Origin of the sequence: Enteractinococcus fodinae, assembly GCF_031458395.1 — a bacterium.
Classification (GTDB): Bacteria; Actinomycetota; Actinomycetes; order Actinomycetales; family Micrococcaceae; genus Yaniella; species Yaniella fodinae.
The window spans coordinates 1,896,544-1,913,114 of record NZ_JAVDYJ010000001.1; the positions used below are offsets into that span (position 1 = coordinate 1,896,544).

At 58.0% G+C, this 16,571-nt stretch carries 13 protein-coding genes; 8 read left to right on the plus strand and 5 right to left on the minus strand.

Annotated elements, in window-relative coordinates:
* Positions 1 to 110 precede the first annotated feature (110 nt).
* Positions 111 to 1,523, plus strand: coding sequence for an MFS transporter (locus J2S62_RS08830; protein WP_310173778.1), 1,413 nt, complete (start codon positions 111 to 113; stop codon positions 1,521 to 1,523).
* A gap of 93 nt (positions 1,524 to 1,616) precedes the next feature.
* Here the strand turns inward: J2S62_RS08830 and J2S62_RS08835 are convergent, their stop codons facing one another.
* Positions 1,617 to 3,602, minus strand: a complete 1,986-nt coding sequence (locus J2S62_RS08835) for an acetoacetate--CoA ligase (RefSeq protein WP_310173781.1) — start codon at positions 3,600 to 3,602, stop codon at positions 1,617 to 1,619.
* A gap of 100 nt (positions 3,603 to 3,702) precedes the next feature.
* Positions 3,703 to 5,109, minus strand: coding sequence for an NAD(P)H-quinone dehydrogenase (locus J2S62_RS08840; protein WP_310173784.1), 1,407 nt, complete (start codon positions 5,107 to 5,109; stop codon positions 3,703 to 3,705).
* Between the two features lie 171 nt (positions 5,110 to 5,280).
* Between J2S62_RS08840 and J2S62_RS08845 the strand changes: the two genes are divergently transcribed.
* From J2S62_RS08845 to J2S62_RS08870, 6 genes are all read left to right on the plus strand, one after another.
* Entirely contained in the window at positions 5,281 to 6,039 is a 759-nt protein-coding gene (locus J2S62_RS08845) for a purine-nucleoside phosphorylase (protein WP_456077495.1), read from the plus strand.
* Positions 6,029 to 7,735 carry a phospho-sugar mutase gene (locus J2S62_RS08850; RefSeq protein WP_310173789.1) on the plus strand — a complete coding sequence of 569 codons (1,707 nt, stop codon included), beginning with the start codon at positions 6,029 to 6,031 and terminating at the stop codon, positions 7,733 to 7,735. The genes J2S62_RS08845 and J2S62_RS08850 overlap by 11 nt, the downstream gene beginning before the upstream one ends.
* 27 nt (positions 7,736 to 7,762) lie before the next feature.
* On the plus strand, positions 7,763 to 8,440 hold the full coding sequence (gene deoC, locus J2S62_RS08855; protein ID WP_310175820.1) for a deoxyribose-phosphate aldolase: 678 nt from the start codon (positions 7,763 to 7,765) through the stop codon (positions 8,438 to 8,440).
* A 70-nt stretch (positions 8,441 to 8,510) separates the two neighbouring features.
* On the plus strand, positions 8,511 to 8,783 hold the full coding sequence (locus J2S62_RS08860) for a hypothetical protein (RefSeq protein ID WP_310173791.1): 273 nt from the start codon (positions 8,511 to 8,513) through the stop codon (positions 8,781 to 8,783).
* Between the two features lie 75 nt (positions 8,784 to 8,858).
* Positions 8,859 to 9,917 carry an acyltransferase gene (locus J2S62_RS08865; RefSeq protein WP_310173792.1) on the plus strand — a complete coding sequence of 353 codons (1,059 nt, stop codon included), beginning with the start codon at positions 8,859 to 8,861 and terminating at the stop codon, positions 9,915 to 9,917.
* Between the two features lie 13 nt (positions 9,918 to 9,930).
* Complete coding sequence (locus J2S62_RS08870; RefSeq protein ID WP_310173795.1) at positions 9,931 to 10,986, plus strand: acyltransferase; 1,056 nt, start codon at positions 9,931 to 9,933, stop codon at positions 10,984 to 10,986.
* 13 nt (positions 10,987 to 10,999) lie between these two features.
* Here the strand turns inward: J2S62_RS08870 and mfd are convergent, their stop codons facing one another.
* Positions 11,000 to 14,608 (minus strand): transcription-repair coupling factor, encoded by a 3,609-nt coding sequence (mfd, locus tag J2S62_RS08875; RefSeq protein ID WP_310173798.1) that lies wholly within the window; start codon positions 14,606 to 14,608, stop codon positions 11,000 to 11,002.
* A 119-nt stretch (positions 14,609 to 14,727) separates the two neighbouring features.
* Between mfd and J2S62_RS08880 the strand changes: the two genes are divergently transcribed.
* Positions 14,728 to 15,252, plus strand: coding sequence for a DUF2505 domain-containing protein (locus J2S62_RS08880; protein WP_310173800.1), 525 nt, complete (start codon positions 14,728 to 14,730; stop codon positions 15,250 to 15,252).
* Positions 15,253 to 15,316: 64 nt separating this feature from the next.
* On the opposite strand, the gene pth is transcribed toward J2S62_RS08880, so the two are convergent.
* Together pth and J2S62_RS08890 are read right to left on the minus strand one after the other, a co-directional pair.
* On the minus strand, positions 15,317 to 15,922 hold the full coding sequence (pth, locus tag J2S62_RS08885; RefSeq protein ID WP_310173802.1) for an aminoacyl-tRNA hydrolase: 606 nt from the start codon (positions 15,920 to 15,922) through the stop codon (positions 15,317 to 15,319).
* 8 nt (positions 15,923 to 15,930) lie between these two features.
* A complete protein-coding gene (locus J2S62_RS08890; protein ID WP_310173805.1) occupies positions 15,931 to 16,569 on the minus strand; it encodes a 50S ribosomal protein L25/general stress protein Ctc in 639 nt (212 codons plus the stop codon).
* Positions 16,570 to 16,571 lie beyond the last annotated feature (2 nt).

Consider the following 16,571-nt stretch of genomic DNA (forward strand, 5'->3'; position numbering starts at 1 on the left):
CCGGTGAAACTGCGCTTATATACACTGAGGTGGTTTCACAGGTGACACCGCACGTCATGCACCACTCAGACGTCACCTGACCGTTTCTATCCACGACGAAAGTTCATTTGATGTCAACGCAACCCGCAGCGACTTCGCATGGTATTCAAGATGCCGACCTGGGCGTGCCCCGGTGGAAAATCATCATGGCCTCGGTTGTAGGCACTACCATCGAATTCTACGATTTCTATATTTACGCCACCGCAGCTGTATCAGTGTTCCCACTGATCTTCTTCCCCGGCGGCGACGCCCAAACCGCCCTGCTTGCCTCGATGGCGACCTTTGGTGCGGCGTTTGTTGCTCGTCCCCTCGGATCCATCATCTTCGGTCACATGGGCGACCGACTGGGCCGCAAAGTCACACTCATTGGTGCCCTGCTGACCATGGGTATCGCGACCTTCATCATCGGGTTGTTGCCAACGTATTACCAGATCGGGCTCTGGGCGCCGGCGATGCTGACCATCCTGCGCTTCTGTCAGGGTCTTGGTCTGGGTGGTGAATGGTCCGGTGCTGCCCTGCTCGTCACCGAAACCGCCAAACCTGGCAAACGCGCATCCGCGGCGATGTGGCCACAGTTGGGCGCGCCCTTTGGGTTCTTGCTCGCCAACGGTTTCTTCCTGGTGCTGGCCCTGGCTTTCGATTACGATTCGGCAGCCCACGGTGCTGACCACGTCTTTGTTGACTGGGTGTGGCGCATACCGTTTTTGGCCTCCATCGTTATGGTGGCCATTGGACTTTGGGTTCGCGTTTCGCTGGAAGAGACCCCGGTCTTCAAACAGGCCATTGCCAAAGATGAGCGCGTCAAAGCCCCATTGAAAGACGTGTTCGCCAAAAACTGGTGGCAGCTCATCCTGGGAACGTTCATCATGTACGCCACCTACGTGCTGTTCTACCTGATGACCACCTGGATCCTGTCTTATGCCATCGGTGCACCAGAAGCCGGCGGGCTGGGAACCTCCTATAATGACTTCCTGGTCATCCAGCTGATCTCGATTCTGTTCTTCGCAGCCTTTGTGCCGGTTGCTGGGATGCTAGCGGATAAATTCGGTCGAAAGCCGACGATGCTGACCATTACCACGCTGATGATCATTTTCGGTCTGCTGTTCGGGTGGTGGCTCAACGCGGATGTCATCGTCGATGCCGACGGCACACTCAACACCACGCGCATGATCGTGTTCATGATCGTAGGCATGTCCCTGATGGGCCTGACCTTCGGACCAATGTCGGCGATCCTGCCGGAATTGTTCCCAACGGAAACCCGCTACACCGGCTCCGGCATTTCCTACAACGTCTCGTCCATTCTTGGTGCAGCGCTGACACCGTTCATCGCCACCTGGCTGATGGGCACCTTCGATGTTTCCTACGTGGGCTACTACTTGGCAGCCGCCTCGGTGATCACCTTGATCTTCTTGGCACTGAGCCCTGAAACCAAATATCGTTCACTGTCAGCCCTTGATCAAGACGAAATCGAGCGCACCCGCTAACCCTTACTTTCGGGCGCCTTAGATACCAACAGCCCGGATACCTCGGCGGCACTGAGCCGTCGAGGATCCGGGCCGTTGTCGTACCCAGTCCTACTACTTCGCGGTGTCTGCGGCGTAGTCGAGGTACCACTCCAGCACAGCTGGATCAGCGGCGGTTTCCTTGGCCACCTTCTCCGGTGCCATCCCCTGCAAGACGCGTTTAATCGGAACTTCCATGAGCTTGCCGGTCTTCGTCATGGGCACCCCCGGTGCGATGATGATGTCATCGGGCACATAGCGCGGGGACAGTTCGGTACGAATCGCCTCGGTGATGATGTCTTTGAGCTGCTCGGGGGCGATCTCAGGGTCCGTGGGCACCACAAACAACGGCATGTAGTAGTCGCCGTCGTCGAGTTCTGCTCCGATCACCATGGATGCTGTGACTTCATCGAGGGCATCAACCACCTGGTAGAGGTCACTGGACCCCATGCGAATACCGCCGCGATTCAGGGTCGCGTCGGACCGGCCGTGGATCACGAAGGATTGCCGAGAAGTCTGGGTGGCAAAGTCTCCGTGGTACCAGATATGTGGGTCCTGGCTGAAGTAGGCCTCATGATACCGCTCATCGTCCGGATCGTTCCAGAAGTACAGGGGCATGGTGGGCATCGGTTTGGTGATGACCAGTTCTCCCACCTGATCCGTTACTGACCTGCCGGATCCGTCAAAGACGTCGGCTGCAACACCGAGTGCCGGTCCCATGAGCTCATTGACGCGCACCGGATCCATCGGGTTGGAACCTACGAATACGGAGCACACATCGGTGCCACCGGAATCCGACCGGAGCCGCACATCCGGTTTGACGGCATCATAGACCCAGTGCCAGGTTCGCGCTGGAAGCGGTGACGCCGAGACTAGGATATCGGTCAGATTCGACAGGTCGTACTCGTTTTTCGGGACCAACCCTGACTCTTGAACGCCGGTCAGGATGGCGGCACCACACCCATAGAGCGCAACGCGTTCCTGGGCCAAAATCTCAAACTGCCGCCCGGGTCCCCCGGCGAACACCCCGCCGGAGTAGGTGATGGCTTTTGCACCGATAATCAGCGAGCCCACCAGCATGTTCCACAGCATCCAGGTGGTTGAGGTTGAAATGTAGACGGCCTCGCCCTGGGGGACGTGATAATGCAGTCCAAAGGATTTGGCGATCTCCAACACGGTCCCGCCTTGGCTTTGCACAATGCCCTTGGGCGTACCGGTGGTCCCAGAAGAATACAACACCCACAGCGGGTGAGAGAAATCCACCGCGGTAAATTCGGGTTCGCGACCTTCCGCCACGATCTCGTCAAAGACCGCGGTTTCAACGTTATGGGAGGCCACAATCTCTGCGACCAAAGAGTGATCGCCGGCGTGTGTATTTTCGACCAACACGTGATGAGTCACAGAGTCGAGTTCCTGTAACAGGCGATCGAGGTCGCCAATTTGATCGCGCACTGTGCCGCCGAGTTCCAACCCATCAATGGTCATGAGCACTTTAGGTTGCAGCTGTTGGAAGCGCGTGACGATACCGGGCACCCCGAAATCAACGTTGACCACCGACCAGATGGCGCCCACGGCTGCGGAGCCCAGCAACCCGACAATGGCTTGCGGGATATTGGGCAACGCGGCGGCGACCACGTCCCCCTCAGTGACGCCGATCGTTTTCAAATGGTGTGCAAACGCCCCGACCTGTTCATTGAGCTGTTGCCACGTCAGCGCGGTACGGTTGAGGGATTCATCCAGACCGACGACGGCTTCTTGGTCCGCCATCTTGGTGGCATGACGCAGAATATTTTCTGCGTAGTTCACTTTGGCGCCTTGGGCCCATTGTGTGCCGGGCATCTGCCCCTGCACCATCGGGCCGGTGGGCTTGTGCCCGATGATGTCGAAATACTCCCAGATTTCGGTCCAGAAAACTTCAAGATCATCAACCGACCAGTTCCACAGGTCCAGGTAGGTCTCCATGGCCAGACCGTGTTTGGTTTTCATGGCCTGCATGAACTGATACATCGCGGTCTGTTGCACCGTTTCAGCTTGTGGTTGCCACAGAATATCGTTGCTCAAAGTGTCTCCCAACGTCGTTGATGCCAAGGTGGGCACCGTTGAATGCTCACCTCAAACTCCTGGACCACAGTGTAGTCCAGATCACCTTGTTGAGCGCGGTCTAAAACTCTTCGCGACGGTGCAGCTGACGTGCAACTTCTGCCACCGTGCCCGACAACGACGGGTAGATGGTGAAGGTCTCGGCCAAGTCATCAACGTGGAGTTTTTGCGAGACAGCCAACGAAAGCGGATAGATCAGATCGGAGGCGCGCGGTGCGACGATGACCCCACCCACAACGTGACCCGAGCCGCGCCGGGAGAAGATTTTAACGAAGCCGTCTTCAACGTTCATCATCTTGGCGCGCGGGTTGGATGCCATCGGAATGACATGCTGATCCACTTGATACTCACCGGTCGCGACCATCTCAGCGGTCACACCCACCGTGGCGATCTCCGGGGACGTGAAGATGTTAGAGGCCACTTGGTTACTGGAAAACGGTTTGACGATATCACCCAGCAGGTGGTTGACGGCGATCCGCCCCTGCATGGCGGCCACCGACGCGAGCGCAAGGCGGCCGGTGCAGTCCCCTGCGGCATAAATGCTGGAGACCGAAGTGCGCGAAACTGCGTCAATCTTGATGTGGCCGGACGGGGTCATTTCCACCCCAATGTCTTCCAGTCCCAGATCAGCGGTATTCGGAATACCACCAACGGCTAAGAGACAGTGCGTGCCCTCCACGTATCCCCCGGCGGAGAGCTCCACGCGCACTCCGTCGCGAGTCCTGGTGACCGATTCGGCGCGCGTCCGCGAGATCACGTTCACACCGGTTTCCGAAAACACGTCCTCGAGCACTTGGGCCGCGTCTGGATCCTCGCCGGGCAGCAGGGTTTCGCGCGAGGACACCAGGGTGACGTTGGAGCCCAGCAGCTGGTATGCGGACGCGAATTCTGCACCGGTCACACCAGAACCGACCACGACGAGGTGCTCTGGGAGCTCATCGATCGAGTACAGCTGTTTCCAGTTGAAGATGCGTTCGCCATCGGGTTTGGCTGAATCCAGTTCGCGAGGTGTCGCACCGGTGGCGATGAGTGCTGCATCAGAGGTGATCGTCTCGGTTTTGCCATCCATCGTGACCACTTCGACCACGTTACGTTCGACGAATTTGGCCTCCCCGACGACAATCCGCACCCCGTTGGCTTGGAGGCGGCGACGAATATCCTCTGACTGTTCAGAGGCTAGACGCAACAGGCGCTGGTTAATGCCCTCGAGATCCGACCGCACGGACTTTGCGTCAAAGTCCAGACCGAGACCTGGAGCGCCCATTACCCTGCGACGAGAGTCAGCGGCAGCGATCAGCGTTTTGGAGGGGACCACGTCGGTCAGTACCGCCGAGCCGCCGATGCCGTTGCGTTCAACCAGCGTGACGTCGGCACCAAATTTTGAGGCCACCAGGGCGGCTTCGTACCCGCCGGGGCCGCCGCCGACAATAGTAATGGACGGACGAGGAACTATTTCTAAAGTGCTCACGTTGTCTATTGTGGTCTGTTTCGGAACCGAATGCACACAGACTACGCCGGTGGAGCTTGTATTGCGTTGGTTTTGGCTGATACCGGCGATACAGTAGGTGCTGTGAACGATACTCAACACTTTCTGCGTGGCGACCATCCCGGCTTTGACCTGGCGCGTGAAGCCGCCAGCATGCTGGCCGAACAGTTCGATACCCCCAAACATGACCTCGGTGTGGTGCTTGGCTCCGGGTGGGCTCACACGATCGATGCACTGGGTGAAGTGACCGGTGAGGTCTCGTTCGACAAGGTTCCCGGGCTAGGTGGCGACGGGGTTGCCGGACACGTCCAGAAGGTGTCTTCGGTACGGTTGCCCAATGGTCGGCGGGTGCTGGTCTTCGGGTCTCGCACGCACTTCTATGCCGGTCGGGATGTCCAAGCCGTTGCGCACGTGGTCCGCACCATAGCAGCCACCGGTGCATCCACCGTGGTGCTGACCAACGGTTGTGGCGGTTTAGACCCGAACCTGGCGCCTGGCACCCCCGTGCTGATTTCTGATCACATCAATCTCACCGGGACAACTCCGCTGGTGGGGCCAGAGTTCGTCGATATGACCAACGCGTACGCCAAACACCTGCGCGAAGTCGCCAGGCGCGTCGAGCCGTCCCTCACCGAGGGTGTATACGTCCAGTTTGCCGGGCCACAGTATGAGACCCCAGCAGAAGTTGCCATGGCCGCCACACTCGGTGGCGATCTCGTGGGTATGTCCACGGCACTGGATACCATTGCCGCCCGGCACGCCGGTCTCGAAGTATTGGGCATCTCGTTAGTCACCAATGCCGCAGCCGGAGTGACCGATGCCCCCTTAACCCACGAGGATGTCATCGCAGCCGGCAGCGCTGCCGCGCCCCGTGTCTCCAAAATTTTGGCGGATATTATTCATGCAATCTGAACTCGAAGATGTCATGGCCCTCGCGCGTGAGTGGATGGAACTCGATCCTGCCAACGCTGGTGTGCTCGAAGCAGAAATTGCTGCCGCAGAACGCGGAGACGACACAGCACATGCCGCGCTAACAGCTCGGTTCGCCGGGTATTTGACGTTCGGGACCGCAGGTTTGCGGGCGCCGCTTGGCCCCGGCACCACCCGAATGAACCGCGTGGTCGTCCAACGCGCAGCCGCCGGTATCGCTGACTTTGCGACCGCTCACGTGCCCGACCCGGCCGTGATTATTGGCTACGACGCCCGGCACGGCTCGAAAGATTTCGCGCTGGATTCTGCTGCGGTATTTACGGCGGCTGGGTGCCGAGTTCAACTCATGGCGATGCCAACGCCCACCCCGGTTGTTGCCTTCGCGCTGCAAAGGTCTCAGGCAGACGTTGGGATTATGGTCACCGCATCGCACAATCCGCCCACTGATAACGGGTACAAGGTGTACTTAGGCGCCCGGCTCGCCGATGCTGCTGGAGCCTATGCCCAGATCACGGCCCCACTTGATCAGCAGATCGCCACCCATATTCAGCGTTGGAACGTAGCCCCTGATCTACCTGATCGTGCGGACACAGGCTGGGAAATGATTACCGAAGCGGTCATCGACGAATATGTTAAAGCCGTGGCAGCATTCCTCAACGACCTGTCCCCCACCGAAACACACCGTCGGCATCTCAGCGTGGTCTATACGCCCCTGCACGGTGTGGGAGCGGCAACCTTTTGTGAGCTCATGGAAGCCACCGGGTTTTCGGCCCCCACTGTGGTGACGGACCAGGTGCAACCCGATCCAACATTTCCAACCGTGGACTTTCCGAATCCCGAAGAACCCGGTGCCCTCGATCTTGCGGTCGCCACAGCGCAGACCCACCCCGATACCGACCTCGTTATTGCCCACGACCCGGACGCCGACCGGCTTGCCATCATGGTCCCCATCGACGGTCAATGGCAGCGCCTGACAGGTGACCAGATCGGGTTGATCATTGGTGCGCGGCTAATGCCCTACTTGTCAGCGCACGACCTGACCACAGCAAATTCGGTGGTCTCAGCCCCACAGCTAGCCCAACTAGCCCAACACCACGACGTCGAACATGCGATTACCCCCACGGGTTTCAAATGGATCTGCCGCGTACCGAATTTAGGGTACGGCTACGAAGAGGCCCTGGGCTATGCCGTCGCCCCACAGATAGTCAACGATAAAGATGGGCTCTCAGCCGCCGTGGTTGTCGCCGACCTAGCGGCCGAGTTGAAAGCCAAGGGCAGCTCCCTGGTCGACTACCTCTCCGAGTTGACGGAAAATATCGGACCTGCCCTGTCGAAGCAGATATCTGTGATGGTGCCCTCCCCTAGCGTTGGGACACTACTCGTCGAAGATTTACGGACCAATCCGCCCGAGACACTCGCCGGCTACGGACCGGTGACGACTATTGATTATCAGCAGGACGATGTCCTACTCGCCCAACGCTACGGGCCGCAACATATGGTCGAATTTGCGACCACCGGTGACATTTCAACTCGGTTGATGATCCGGCCCTCGGGCACCGAGCCCAAGGTCAAGTGTTACATTTCGGTGCTGGCAGAACCCGGCATCCCCCTTGCCACTGTTGAAGCGGTCATGCATCAGTTACACACTGAAGCTGCCACCCTCGTGGAAGTCACCTAAGGAGAAAACGTGTCACCTACTGCATCCATGACCCCCGAGCAGGTCGATCAGCTCGATGCTACTGAACTGGCCGCTCTGATTGATCACACGCTCTTGGGGCCCACCGCGTCGGCTCAAGACATTGACACGTTGTGCGAGCAAGCACAATCGTATGGCACAGCCTCGGTCTGCATTCAGCCCATCTGGGTCGAACGCGCGGCCACACGATTAGCTTCCAGTCCAGTGAAAGTCTGCACCGTGATTGGCTTCCCCTCCGGCGCCCAGACCCCAGAGACGAAGGCCTACGAAACCTCCCAAGCAATTCAACACGGCGCCGATGAGGTGGACATGGTCATTGATCAGGCCGCCGCGCTGGCCAACGATAAGGCAACACTGGTCCGTGACATCGGTGCGGTCGTCGAAGCTGCCGCTGGCCACGACGTGGTGGTCAAGGTCATTTTGGAGACCGCCGCACTGACGGACCAAGCAAAGATCATTGCCTGTGAAGCAGCAGTGGAGGCCGGGGCACACTACGTGAAAACCTCAACCGGCTTCGGCCCCGGCGGGGCGACAGTCGCAGATGTCGCTTTACTCCGCTCGACCGTTGGCGACGGGGTCGGTGTAAAAGCCTCCGGAGGCATCCGCACCCGCCAAGATGCCATTGATATGCTCAAAGCTGGCGCAACCCGCCTGGGAGCCAGCGCGACATACGCTATTGTAAGTTAACAACACATCATCGCATCGTCGTCCGAGGTAAGCTGACGACTGTAAACTTTCTGAAAGAACGAGGTGTCCCTTGATTCGTGACGGCAAACCGGCAAACTTTTCCGGTGAAGGAAACGCGGCTGGCAACTGGTTGATCTTTGGCGTCTCCCTGGTGCTATTCCTAGTGAGCCTTTACCTGCTGAATTTCGCCGATTTTGAAAACGTATGGTGGACCTTCGGCGGCCTGCTTGTGCTGTCTACCATCGTCTTTTTCATCGGCTGGCAGTTCACCGGACAGTCCAACACCGTGGATGAAGATTTCGTGACAGACCCAATTCACGAAACCAAGTCACCTAACCTCTAAACCGCGAGCCTCTAAAACACTTCGCGCAGCACCCGGGGTCGTTACACCCCGGGTGCTGCTGTGTTTGCACACCTTATGAAAACAACACACCGTAACCTCGGCATCGATGCGCTGCGCGTCTTCTCCATCGCCATGGTCATACTCGGTCACGCCGGAACCTTTGATGGTTCGACGTTGCTGAGCATTTGGCGTATGCCGTTATTCTTCATCCTTTCCGGGTTCTTTCTTGTCCCATACGGTCGCTCCCTACGTTTCGAAGCAGCCCGCCGGTGGGAGACACTGGTCATCCCGTATTTGGCCTGGTCGATGATCATCACCCTGGTCGTGTTAGTCGTGAAGTGGTCAGATCCCGCCGAGCTGCTACATCACCTACACACCGGGTGGCGCGGTGGCACCGGGCGGTCGATCTTTTGGATGTCATCCTGGTTCTTACTCACGCTTGCTATCTCAGCTGTCATGCTGCGGTATTTCGAGCGCTTCCCCCGCTGGGTCGCCTGGGCTGTCGGCATCGGAGGCATCGTGGCATCGCGGGTATTTGTCTACTTGGACCGCGCCGATGTACTCGATGGACATCCGTTTGCCGAACTCCCACTACGGTTGGGTATCAGTCTGCCGGTCATCTTCTACTTGCTGATCGGTCAAGAAATCAGGACGCGGATCATGCCCATCGTGACTGAGCTTTCTGCCACGCGCGCCACCTCGATCGGTGTCGTGCTGATTGTTGCTCCGCTGATTTTGGTGGCACATTTCAACATCCCCGCCCAGTATATTCACGCCGGGCTGTTCGGTTGGCCAGTCATCACGCCAGCAATCTCCATTATCGTCACGATCGGATTCTTGATGGTGTTTGCCACCGGGGTCAACCGGGCCCTACACCGCTGGGTGCTTGCAGCCCGACTGATTGGACGCTTAGCCCGGACGGGTTCTACCGTGGTGCTGGGCCACGGTCTGATCCTGCTGTACATGTATAACGTCGGCTTCAATGGCAGCTCACTCACTGATCTGGCCATCCGGTTCAGTGTGACGCTCGTGCTCGCCTTCGCTATCGGTGTGCTTGTGAACATGACCCCCGCGGCCCGACTATTTTCGGGCGTGCCGCGGGAACGTCCGGCGCGCATCGCCACCGCGGCCTAAGGGAAACGAGCATATGCCGACGACACGCCCACCACGCAATACCGGAATCGACCTGCTGCGGGTCTTTTCCATCGTCATGGTCGTGGTGGGCCATGCGGGGGCGTTTCCCCACCAAGAACTGCTGACTATCTGGCGTATGCCCCTGTTCTTCATGTTGTCGGGGTTCTTCTTCACGGCCGGACGAACCTTCCAATCCGAGTTCACCCGGCGGTGGGATACTTTGGTCATCCCCTACCTTGCCTGGTCGGTGATCATTTCGGTGTGGTTGATCACGGTGACATGGGGTCAAGAAGACGTCATTTTGGAACACCTCGAGTCCGGGTGGTTAGGGGGCACCGGGCAGTCAATCTTTTGGATGGCCGCCTGGTTCGTGACCACACTGGCCGGGGCCACGATTTTACGACGGTTTCTCGAACGCTTCGGTACAGCGGTGGTGTGGAGTGTCGCGGTCCTTGGGATGGTCGCGACCTATGTGGCTTCATACCTGGTGAGTACCGGAGTGCTTGAGACGCATGTTCTGGTAGATACGCCGCTGCGCCTGGGACTGGCGTGGCCTGTGATGTTTTACCTGTTAGTCGGGGAACTGCTGCGCAAACTGTTGATGCCGATCGTGCAGCACTTTTCCTCACACCTACTCGCGGTATTAGGCCTGCTGTTGGTTGTCGGGGCGTTGGTCGTCACGGCGACCACCGACGTGAGTGCCCACTTCATTCAAGCAGGAAATTTTGGCACGCCGATCTTAACCCCATTGATCGCGATTGCAGTGACGATCGGGTTTATCTTGGTGTTTGCTACCTGGGTGAATGATGCCCTCGAAAACTTCCCCTGGACTCGCGCTGGTGTCTCACGGCTGGTCCGAACGGGTACGACCGTGGTATTTTTCCACGGGCTCATGCTGATCTGGATGTACCAGAACGGCTATGGTTCTGATTCACTGCAAGACTTCTGGCTGCGCATCGGAGTGGCCCTGTCAACCTCATTTGCCGTAGGCCTGCTGATCAACATGACCCCGGCAGCACCGTTACTTTCGGGAGCGCGTCAAGAGCGCAACATCTTCCGCAACCGGTAGCCGACGCGCGGGACTAGTTATCACCGAAGATGTTGGCAATGAATTCCCCGGCCCATGCCAACAGCTCTGCATCGACCAGCTCTTTTCCGGTGACTGCCTGCGTCTTGGGTCTGGGGACCATGATGGCCTTCAACGGCGCCCGGTATGTAGCCCCGGGATACATCCGCTTCAGCCGCATCGCTCGGGAATCCGGGAGCTCTTCGATAGGACCAAATTTGATGTTCTTACCCATCAGCATGATCTCGTAGATCCCGTACTCGCGCGCTGTGTTTCGGAAGTTCGCAACTGCTACGAGGTTCTGAGCGGCTTCAGGTAGTTCACCATAGCGATCGTTGAGTTCTTCGACGACGGCGTTGACCGCATCGGTGTCGGTAGCTTGTGCCAAGTTACGGTATGCCTCCAAGCGCAGCCGCTCACCCGGCACGTAGTCGTGCGGTAGATGCGCGTTGACGGGCAGTTCAACTTTGACCTCTTGTGGGGAGGTATCTTCTTCGCCCTTGAAATCGGCGACCGCTTCGCCGACCATCCGCAAGTATAAATCGAAGCCCACCCCGGCGATGTGCCCGGATTGTTCGCCACCCAATAAGTTGCCGGCGCCTCGAATTTCGAGGTCTTTTTGGGCCAGCTGCATCCCCGAACCTAGTTCGTTGTGGGTGGCCACTGCTTTGAGCCGTTCCATCGCGGTTTCGTTGAGCGGTTTGGCAGAGTCGTAGAGGAAATACGCATAGGCACGGTCCCGGCCGCGTCCGACACGACCCCGCAACTGGTGTAACTGGGACAGCCCATAACGGTGCGCGTCTTCAATGATCAGGGTGTTGGCGTTGGCGATATCGAGGCCCGTTTCGATAATCGTGGTCGACACCAGAACATCGTATTCCTTTTCCCAGAAGTCGACCATGATTTGTTCCAACGTGGACTCGGACATCCGACCGTGGGCGATAGCAACCCGCGCTTCTGGTACGAGCTCTTGGATCCGGCTGGCGACCTTATTGATGCTGTTCACCCGGTTGTGGACGTAGAAAACTTGACCTTCGCGCATCATTTCTCGCCGGATGGCCGCAGTGATTTGCTTGTCGGTATACGGGCCCACGTAGGTCAGCACCGGGTGGCGTTGTTCTGGTGGAGTGGCAAGCGTCGAGGTCTCGCGGATGCCGGTCATCGACATTTCCAACGTTCGTGGGATCGGGGTGGCCGTCATAGCCAGCACATCGACGTTGGTACGCATGTGTTTGAGCTTTTCTTTATGCTCGACACCAAACCGTTGCTCCTCATCGACAATGACCAGTCCAAGATCCTTAAACTGGATTTCATCGGATAGCAGTCGGTGAGTCCCGATGACCATATCGACGCTGCCGTCGGCTAGGCCCTCAACGGTCTCCCGCGACTCCTTGGCTTTTTGGAACCGCGATAATGCCCGGACGGTCACGGGGAAACCAGCAAAACGTTCGGTGAATGTTTCTGCGTGTTGTCGTGCTAACAGCGTGGTTGGCACAAGCAGGGCCACCTGTTTACCGTCCTGGATCGCTTTGAAGGCAGCGCGCACTGCGACTTCGGTTTTACCAAAGCCCACGTCTCCTGCGACCAGCCGGTCCATGGGCACTTCGTTTTCCATGTCTTTTTTGACTTCGTCAACCGTGGTGAGCTGATCGGGGGTTTCAATGTGAGGGAAGGCTTGTTCTAGTTCATCCTGCCACGGGCTATCCGACGAAAACGCGTGTCCTCTCGTGGCCATTCGCGCAGAATACAACTGGATAAGTTCTTTGGCGATCTCGCGAGTCGCTCGTCGGGCTTTACTTTTAGTCTGGGCCCAGTCGGAACCGCCCATTTTCGACAAGGATGGCACATCGCCGCCCACATACTGGCTGACCTGGTCGAGCTGGTCGGTCGGGACGAAAAGCCGGTCGCCGGCCCCACCGCGTTTTGACGGAGCGAACTCCAACACGAGGTATTCGCGGTAGCCTTCTTCGCCCGCTGTAGAGCGGGCTCCAGCCACCTTACGTCGTTGGAGTTCAATAAATTTGGCGATACCGTGTTGATTGTGGACCACGAAGTCGCCTTCTTCCAAGGCCAGCGGGTCCACTGCGTTGCGACGTTTACGCGCCAACGAGCGTTTCTCGCCACGTTGGCTACCGGCTGCTTGTCGACCGAATAGATCGTATTCGGTAACAATGGCTAACCGTTGGTCCTGCCACGCAAAGCCGGCTCCCAGCGAAGCCACCGTGATCTGAATCTGGCTTGGTTTGGGTTCGGTGATGGCGTCGACCACTGAAGCGGTGTGTCCTTGTTCGCCGAAGAGTTCTGCCAGTCGTCGTGCCGGACCGGGGCCGTGGGTGGCCACCACAATTGACCACTTGTCCCGGATGCGGTTGGACACGTGTTCTTGCATTGCTGCCACATCACCGGCGAACTGTACCGGAGACCTGAAACCCGAACGCAGTGCTGTGGCATCAAACGTCTCATCAGTGTCGAACGCCGTGAACTGCCACCACCCCTGGTCCTGTTCGAGGGCCACGGTGCGGGTATCCCCCAGGGTCGCGAACCCACCGGCTTCCTGTTGGTTTTCCACCGGAGCTGACAGCCCTTCACCGGCGGCAGCCCAGGCGGCTTCCAAAAATTCTTCGTTGGTGGTCAATAGGTCATGAACCCGGCCGCGGACTTTTTCAGGCTCTACCAGAATGGTCATCGAGCCTTCGGGCAGTACTTCGAGGAAAGACTCCATCTCGGTGACCAGCGGGGCCAACGACTCCATGCCTTCGACTGCCATGCCGTTGGACATGGGCTCTAGCATCTCCAGCACATTGGGCATGGAGACTTGCAGGTCACGGGCCTTTTGCTGAACTTCTTCGGTCAACAGCAGTTCGCGGCACGGTGGCGCATACATGTTGGTCGGGGTTTCCGATCCGTCATCGGAGGTATCAACGAGTGATCTCTGGTCAGCGATCGAAAAGTAGCGGATCTCCTCGACTTCGTCACCGAAAAATTCGATACGATACGGGTGGGGTTCGGTGGGCGGGAAAACATCGATGATGCCGCCGCGGACAGCGAATTCTCCGCGCCGGGAGACCATATCCACCCGGGTGTAGGCAGCGTTGGCGAGGTCTTCAATGACCTGCTCGAAGTCGTAAAATTCGCCGGTTTGTAATAAGACCGGTTCCAAGTCACCCAGGTCTTTGACGATCGGCTGGACGATGGACCGCACCGGGGCCGTGACAACTTTCAGAGGTGCTTGACCGTCTCGGCCGGGGTGGGCCAATTTACGGAGCACTGCCATGCGCTCGCCCACCGTGTCGCTGCGTGGTGACAGACGCTCATGCGGCAAAGTTTCCCACGATGGGAAGTGCGCGACGGTTGAGGCATCCATCCAGGCACTCAACCCTTGTGCCAGGTCTTCTGCTTCGCGAGCAGTAGCGGTCACTAAGAGTACAACCGGGGCTTCAAACGCTGACTCGCACAAAGCCTGTGCCAGGCTGGCGGTCACAGCTTCCCGTGCGCCGTCTGGCAGCGAGAGCGACAAGTCCGCGGTACGGTCGGTACGCGTGATGGAGGTTCGCATTGCTGCGACGGCGGAATCGGATTCAATCTGAGCCAAAAGCCCTGAGAGCACAGCGTCTTCAGACAACATTAACTTCCAAATCTTGGGGATATTCACAAGTGGCGCGCCTTCCAGCATAACTGTTTTACAAGCCGCATCGTCTACACTTACCTTCTATCCACTGTTAGCGAGCAGCAAAGAGGGAACCCATGGCTTTCAATGAATCCACGACGATTTCTCACCCACCGCAGCGTGTGTTTGAGGGACTGATTAGCCAAGATTTTCAGCAGCACGTCGCTGAAGAGTTCAATGCCAGTGTTGATAAATTTACTGTTGTGCCACCGCAGCCTGCTGCTAGTGACACGGTCTCCGTGACCATTCACCGCAGTGTCAATGGCGAACAAGTCGCTCAGCGGCTGCCATCGGCGGTGCAGCGTTTCGTCAAAGGCCGCGTGAACATTGAGCAATCCGAGGCGTGGTCCGCTGCGTCCGGGGACGGCGCTCGTGATGCCAATGTAACGATTAAAGTGCCTATGGCCAAAGCGACCGGTACGGCAACAATCAAGCTGGCCCCGACTGCTGATGGGACCGGTACGACCGTGAATGTTTCGGGATCGTTGAAATCTTCAATCCCGTTGATGGGGTCGAAGATCGCGCAGATGGCTGAGCCTCAAGTAGGAAAAATGCTGACTGAAATGAACAAGAAATTGGATGCTTGGTTGACGCAGCACTAACGTACTACCAAGCGCGTTTGCGGGATGGTCCTTCTGGGGTCATCCCGCATTTTTGTGGGCTTTCTTAGTGAAAACGATTTTGTGCGGTGGTGAGTCCGTCTTCGACCAAGACTTCCACGGCGTCTGCTGCCCGGTCAATGTGCATTGGCAGCGTTTCGAGTTCGGTGGTCGAAAACGGACGCAGGACATAATCTGCCGGAGCCATCCGTCCTGGGGGACGTCCAATACCGGTTCTGACGCGTAAGTACTCTTTGGTGCCCAGTGCCTGAGACGTGGATTTTAGGCCGTTATGTCCACCTTCGCCCCCACCGCGTTTGAGGCGAATAGTGTCGAATTCAATGTCGAGTTCGTCGTGCACCACGATGAGATTCTCGGGCCCGATTTTGAAGAATTTTAACAGTGCGGCAATGGGCTTGCCCGATAGGTTCATATACGTGGCCGGTTTGGCCAGCACAATCTTGGAGCCTCCGATGCCCAAGCGGAATTCTGCGACCGCAGCCCCTGCCTTGTGAGTGTTCCATCGTTGGCTGTTGCGTTCGGCTAGCTCATTGACCACCATGTGACCGATGTTGTGGCGGGTTGCGGCATATCGGTCGCCGGGGTTGCCCAATCCCACCACCAGAACTGGTCCGGTGGTGGGATCGAGCGGTCCTACGGTGTGAGTCGACAAGGCGAGTTTTACTCGTCGGCCGATTTCGCAGCTGCTTGTTCAGCTACGGTTGGGACTTCGCCTGATGCATCTGCGTCGGTGTCTTCGCCGAGGTCCTGTTCGGAGACTTCGTCAACGGTGGCGATGAGGTACTCTTCTGGGTCCTCAACATCCAGCGTGACGCCTTCTGGGAGGATGACGTCAGTTCCGTAGACGTGTTCGCCTGCGGTACGGCCGGTCAGGTCGATCTCGACAGATTCAGGCAGATCCAGTGCATCGGCTTCAACAGGAATGCTGTTAGCTTCGAGCACGTAGGTGTGGTCTGGTGCAGGTTCACCGATGACTTCAACCCAGACATCCACGGTGACAAGTTCACCGCGACGGACCAGGATCAAGTCGACGTGGTCGACTTCGTCTTTCAGCGGGTTGCGCTGGATGTCTTTTGGCAGTGCCATTTCGGCGCTATCGCCTTCAACTAGGCGCAGCAGCTGGTTTGCGTTACGCAGTGCCAGGAAACCTTCGTGGCGTGGCAGCAGCAGGTGGCGTGGTTCTTCGCCGTGGCCGTAGAGTACGGCGGGAATGTAACCGTCACGGCGTGCACGGCGGGCAGCACCTTTACCGAAGTCGGTGCGGTTTTCTACTGTGAGTTCAATATAGTCAACAGCCATAT

Coding starts and splice junctions, on each gene's coding strand:
- J2S62_RS08870 (WP_310173795.1), top strand. CDS start 9,931: ATGCCGACGACACGCCCACCACGCAATACCGGAATCGACCTGCTGCGG.
- J2S62_RS08850 (WP_310173789.1), top strand. CDS start 6,029: ATGCAATCTGAACTCGAAGATGTCATGGCCCTCGCGCGTGAGTGGATG.
- J2S62_RS08830 (WP_310173778.1), top strand. CDS start 111: ATGTCAACGCAACCCGCAGCGACTTCGCATGGTATTCAAGATGCCGAC.
- mfd (WP_310173798.1), bottom strand. CDS start 14,608: ATGTTGTCTGAAGACGCTGTGCTCTCAGGGCTTTTGGCTCAGATTGAA.
- deoC (WP_310175820.1), top strand. CDS start 7,763: ATGACCCCCGAGCAGGTCGATCAGCTCGATGCTACTGAACTGGCCGCT.
- J2S62_RS08845 (WP_456077495.1), top strand. CDS start 5,281: ATGCTGGCCGAACAGTTCGATACCCCCAAACATGACCTCGGTGTGGTG.
- J2S62_RS08890 (WP_310173805.1), bottom strand. CDS start 16,569: ATGGCTGTTGACTATATTGAACTCACAGTAGAAAACCGCACCGACTTC.
- J2S62_RS08865 (WP_310173792.1), top strand. CDS start 8,859: ATGAAAACAACACACCGTAACCTCGGCATCGATGCGCTGCGCGTCTTC.
- J2S62_RS08880 (WP_310173800.1), top strand. CDS start 14,728: ATGGCTTTCAATGAATCCACGACGATTTCTCACCCACCGCAGCGTGTG.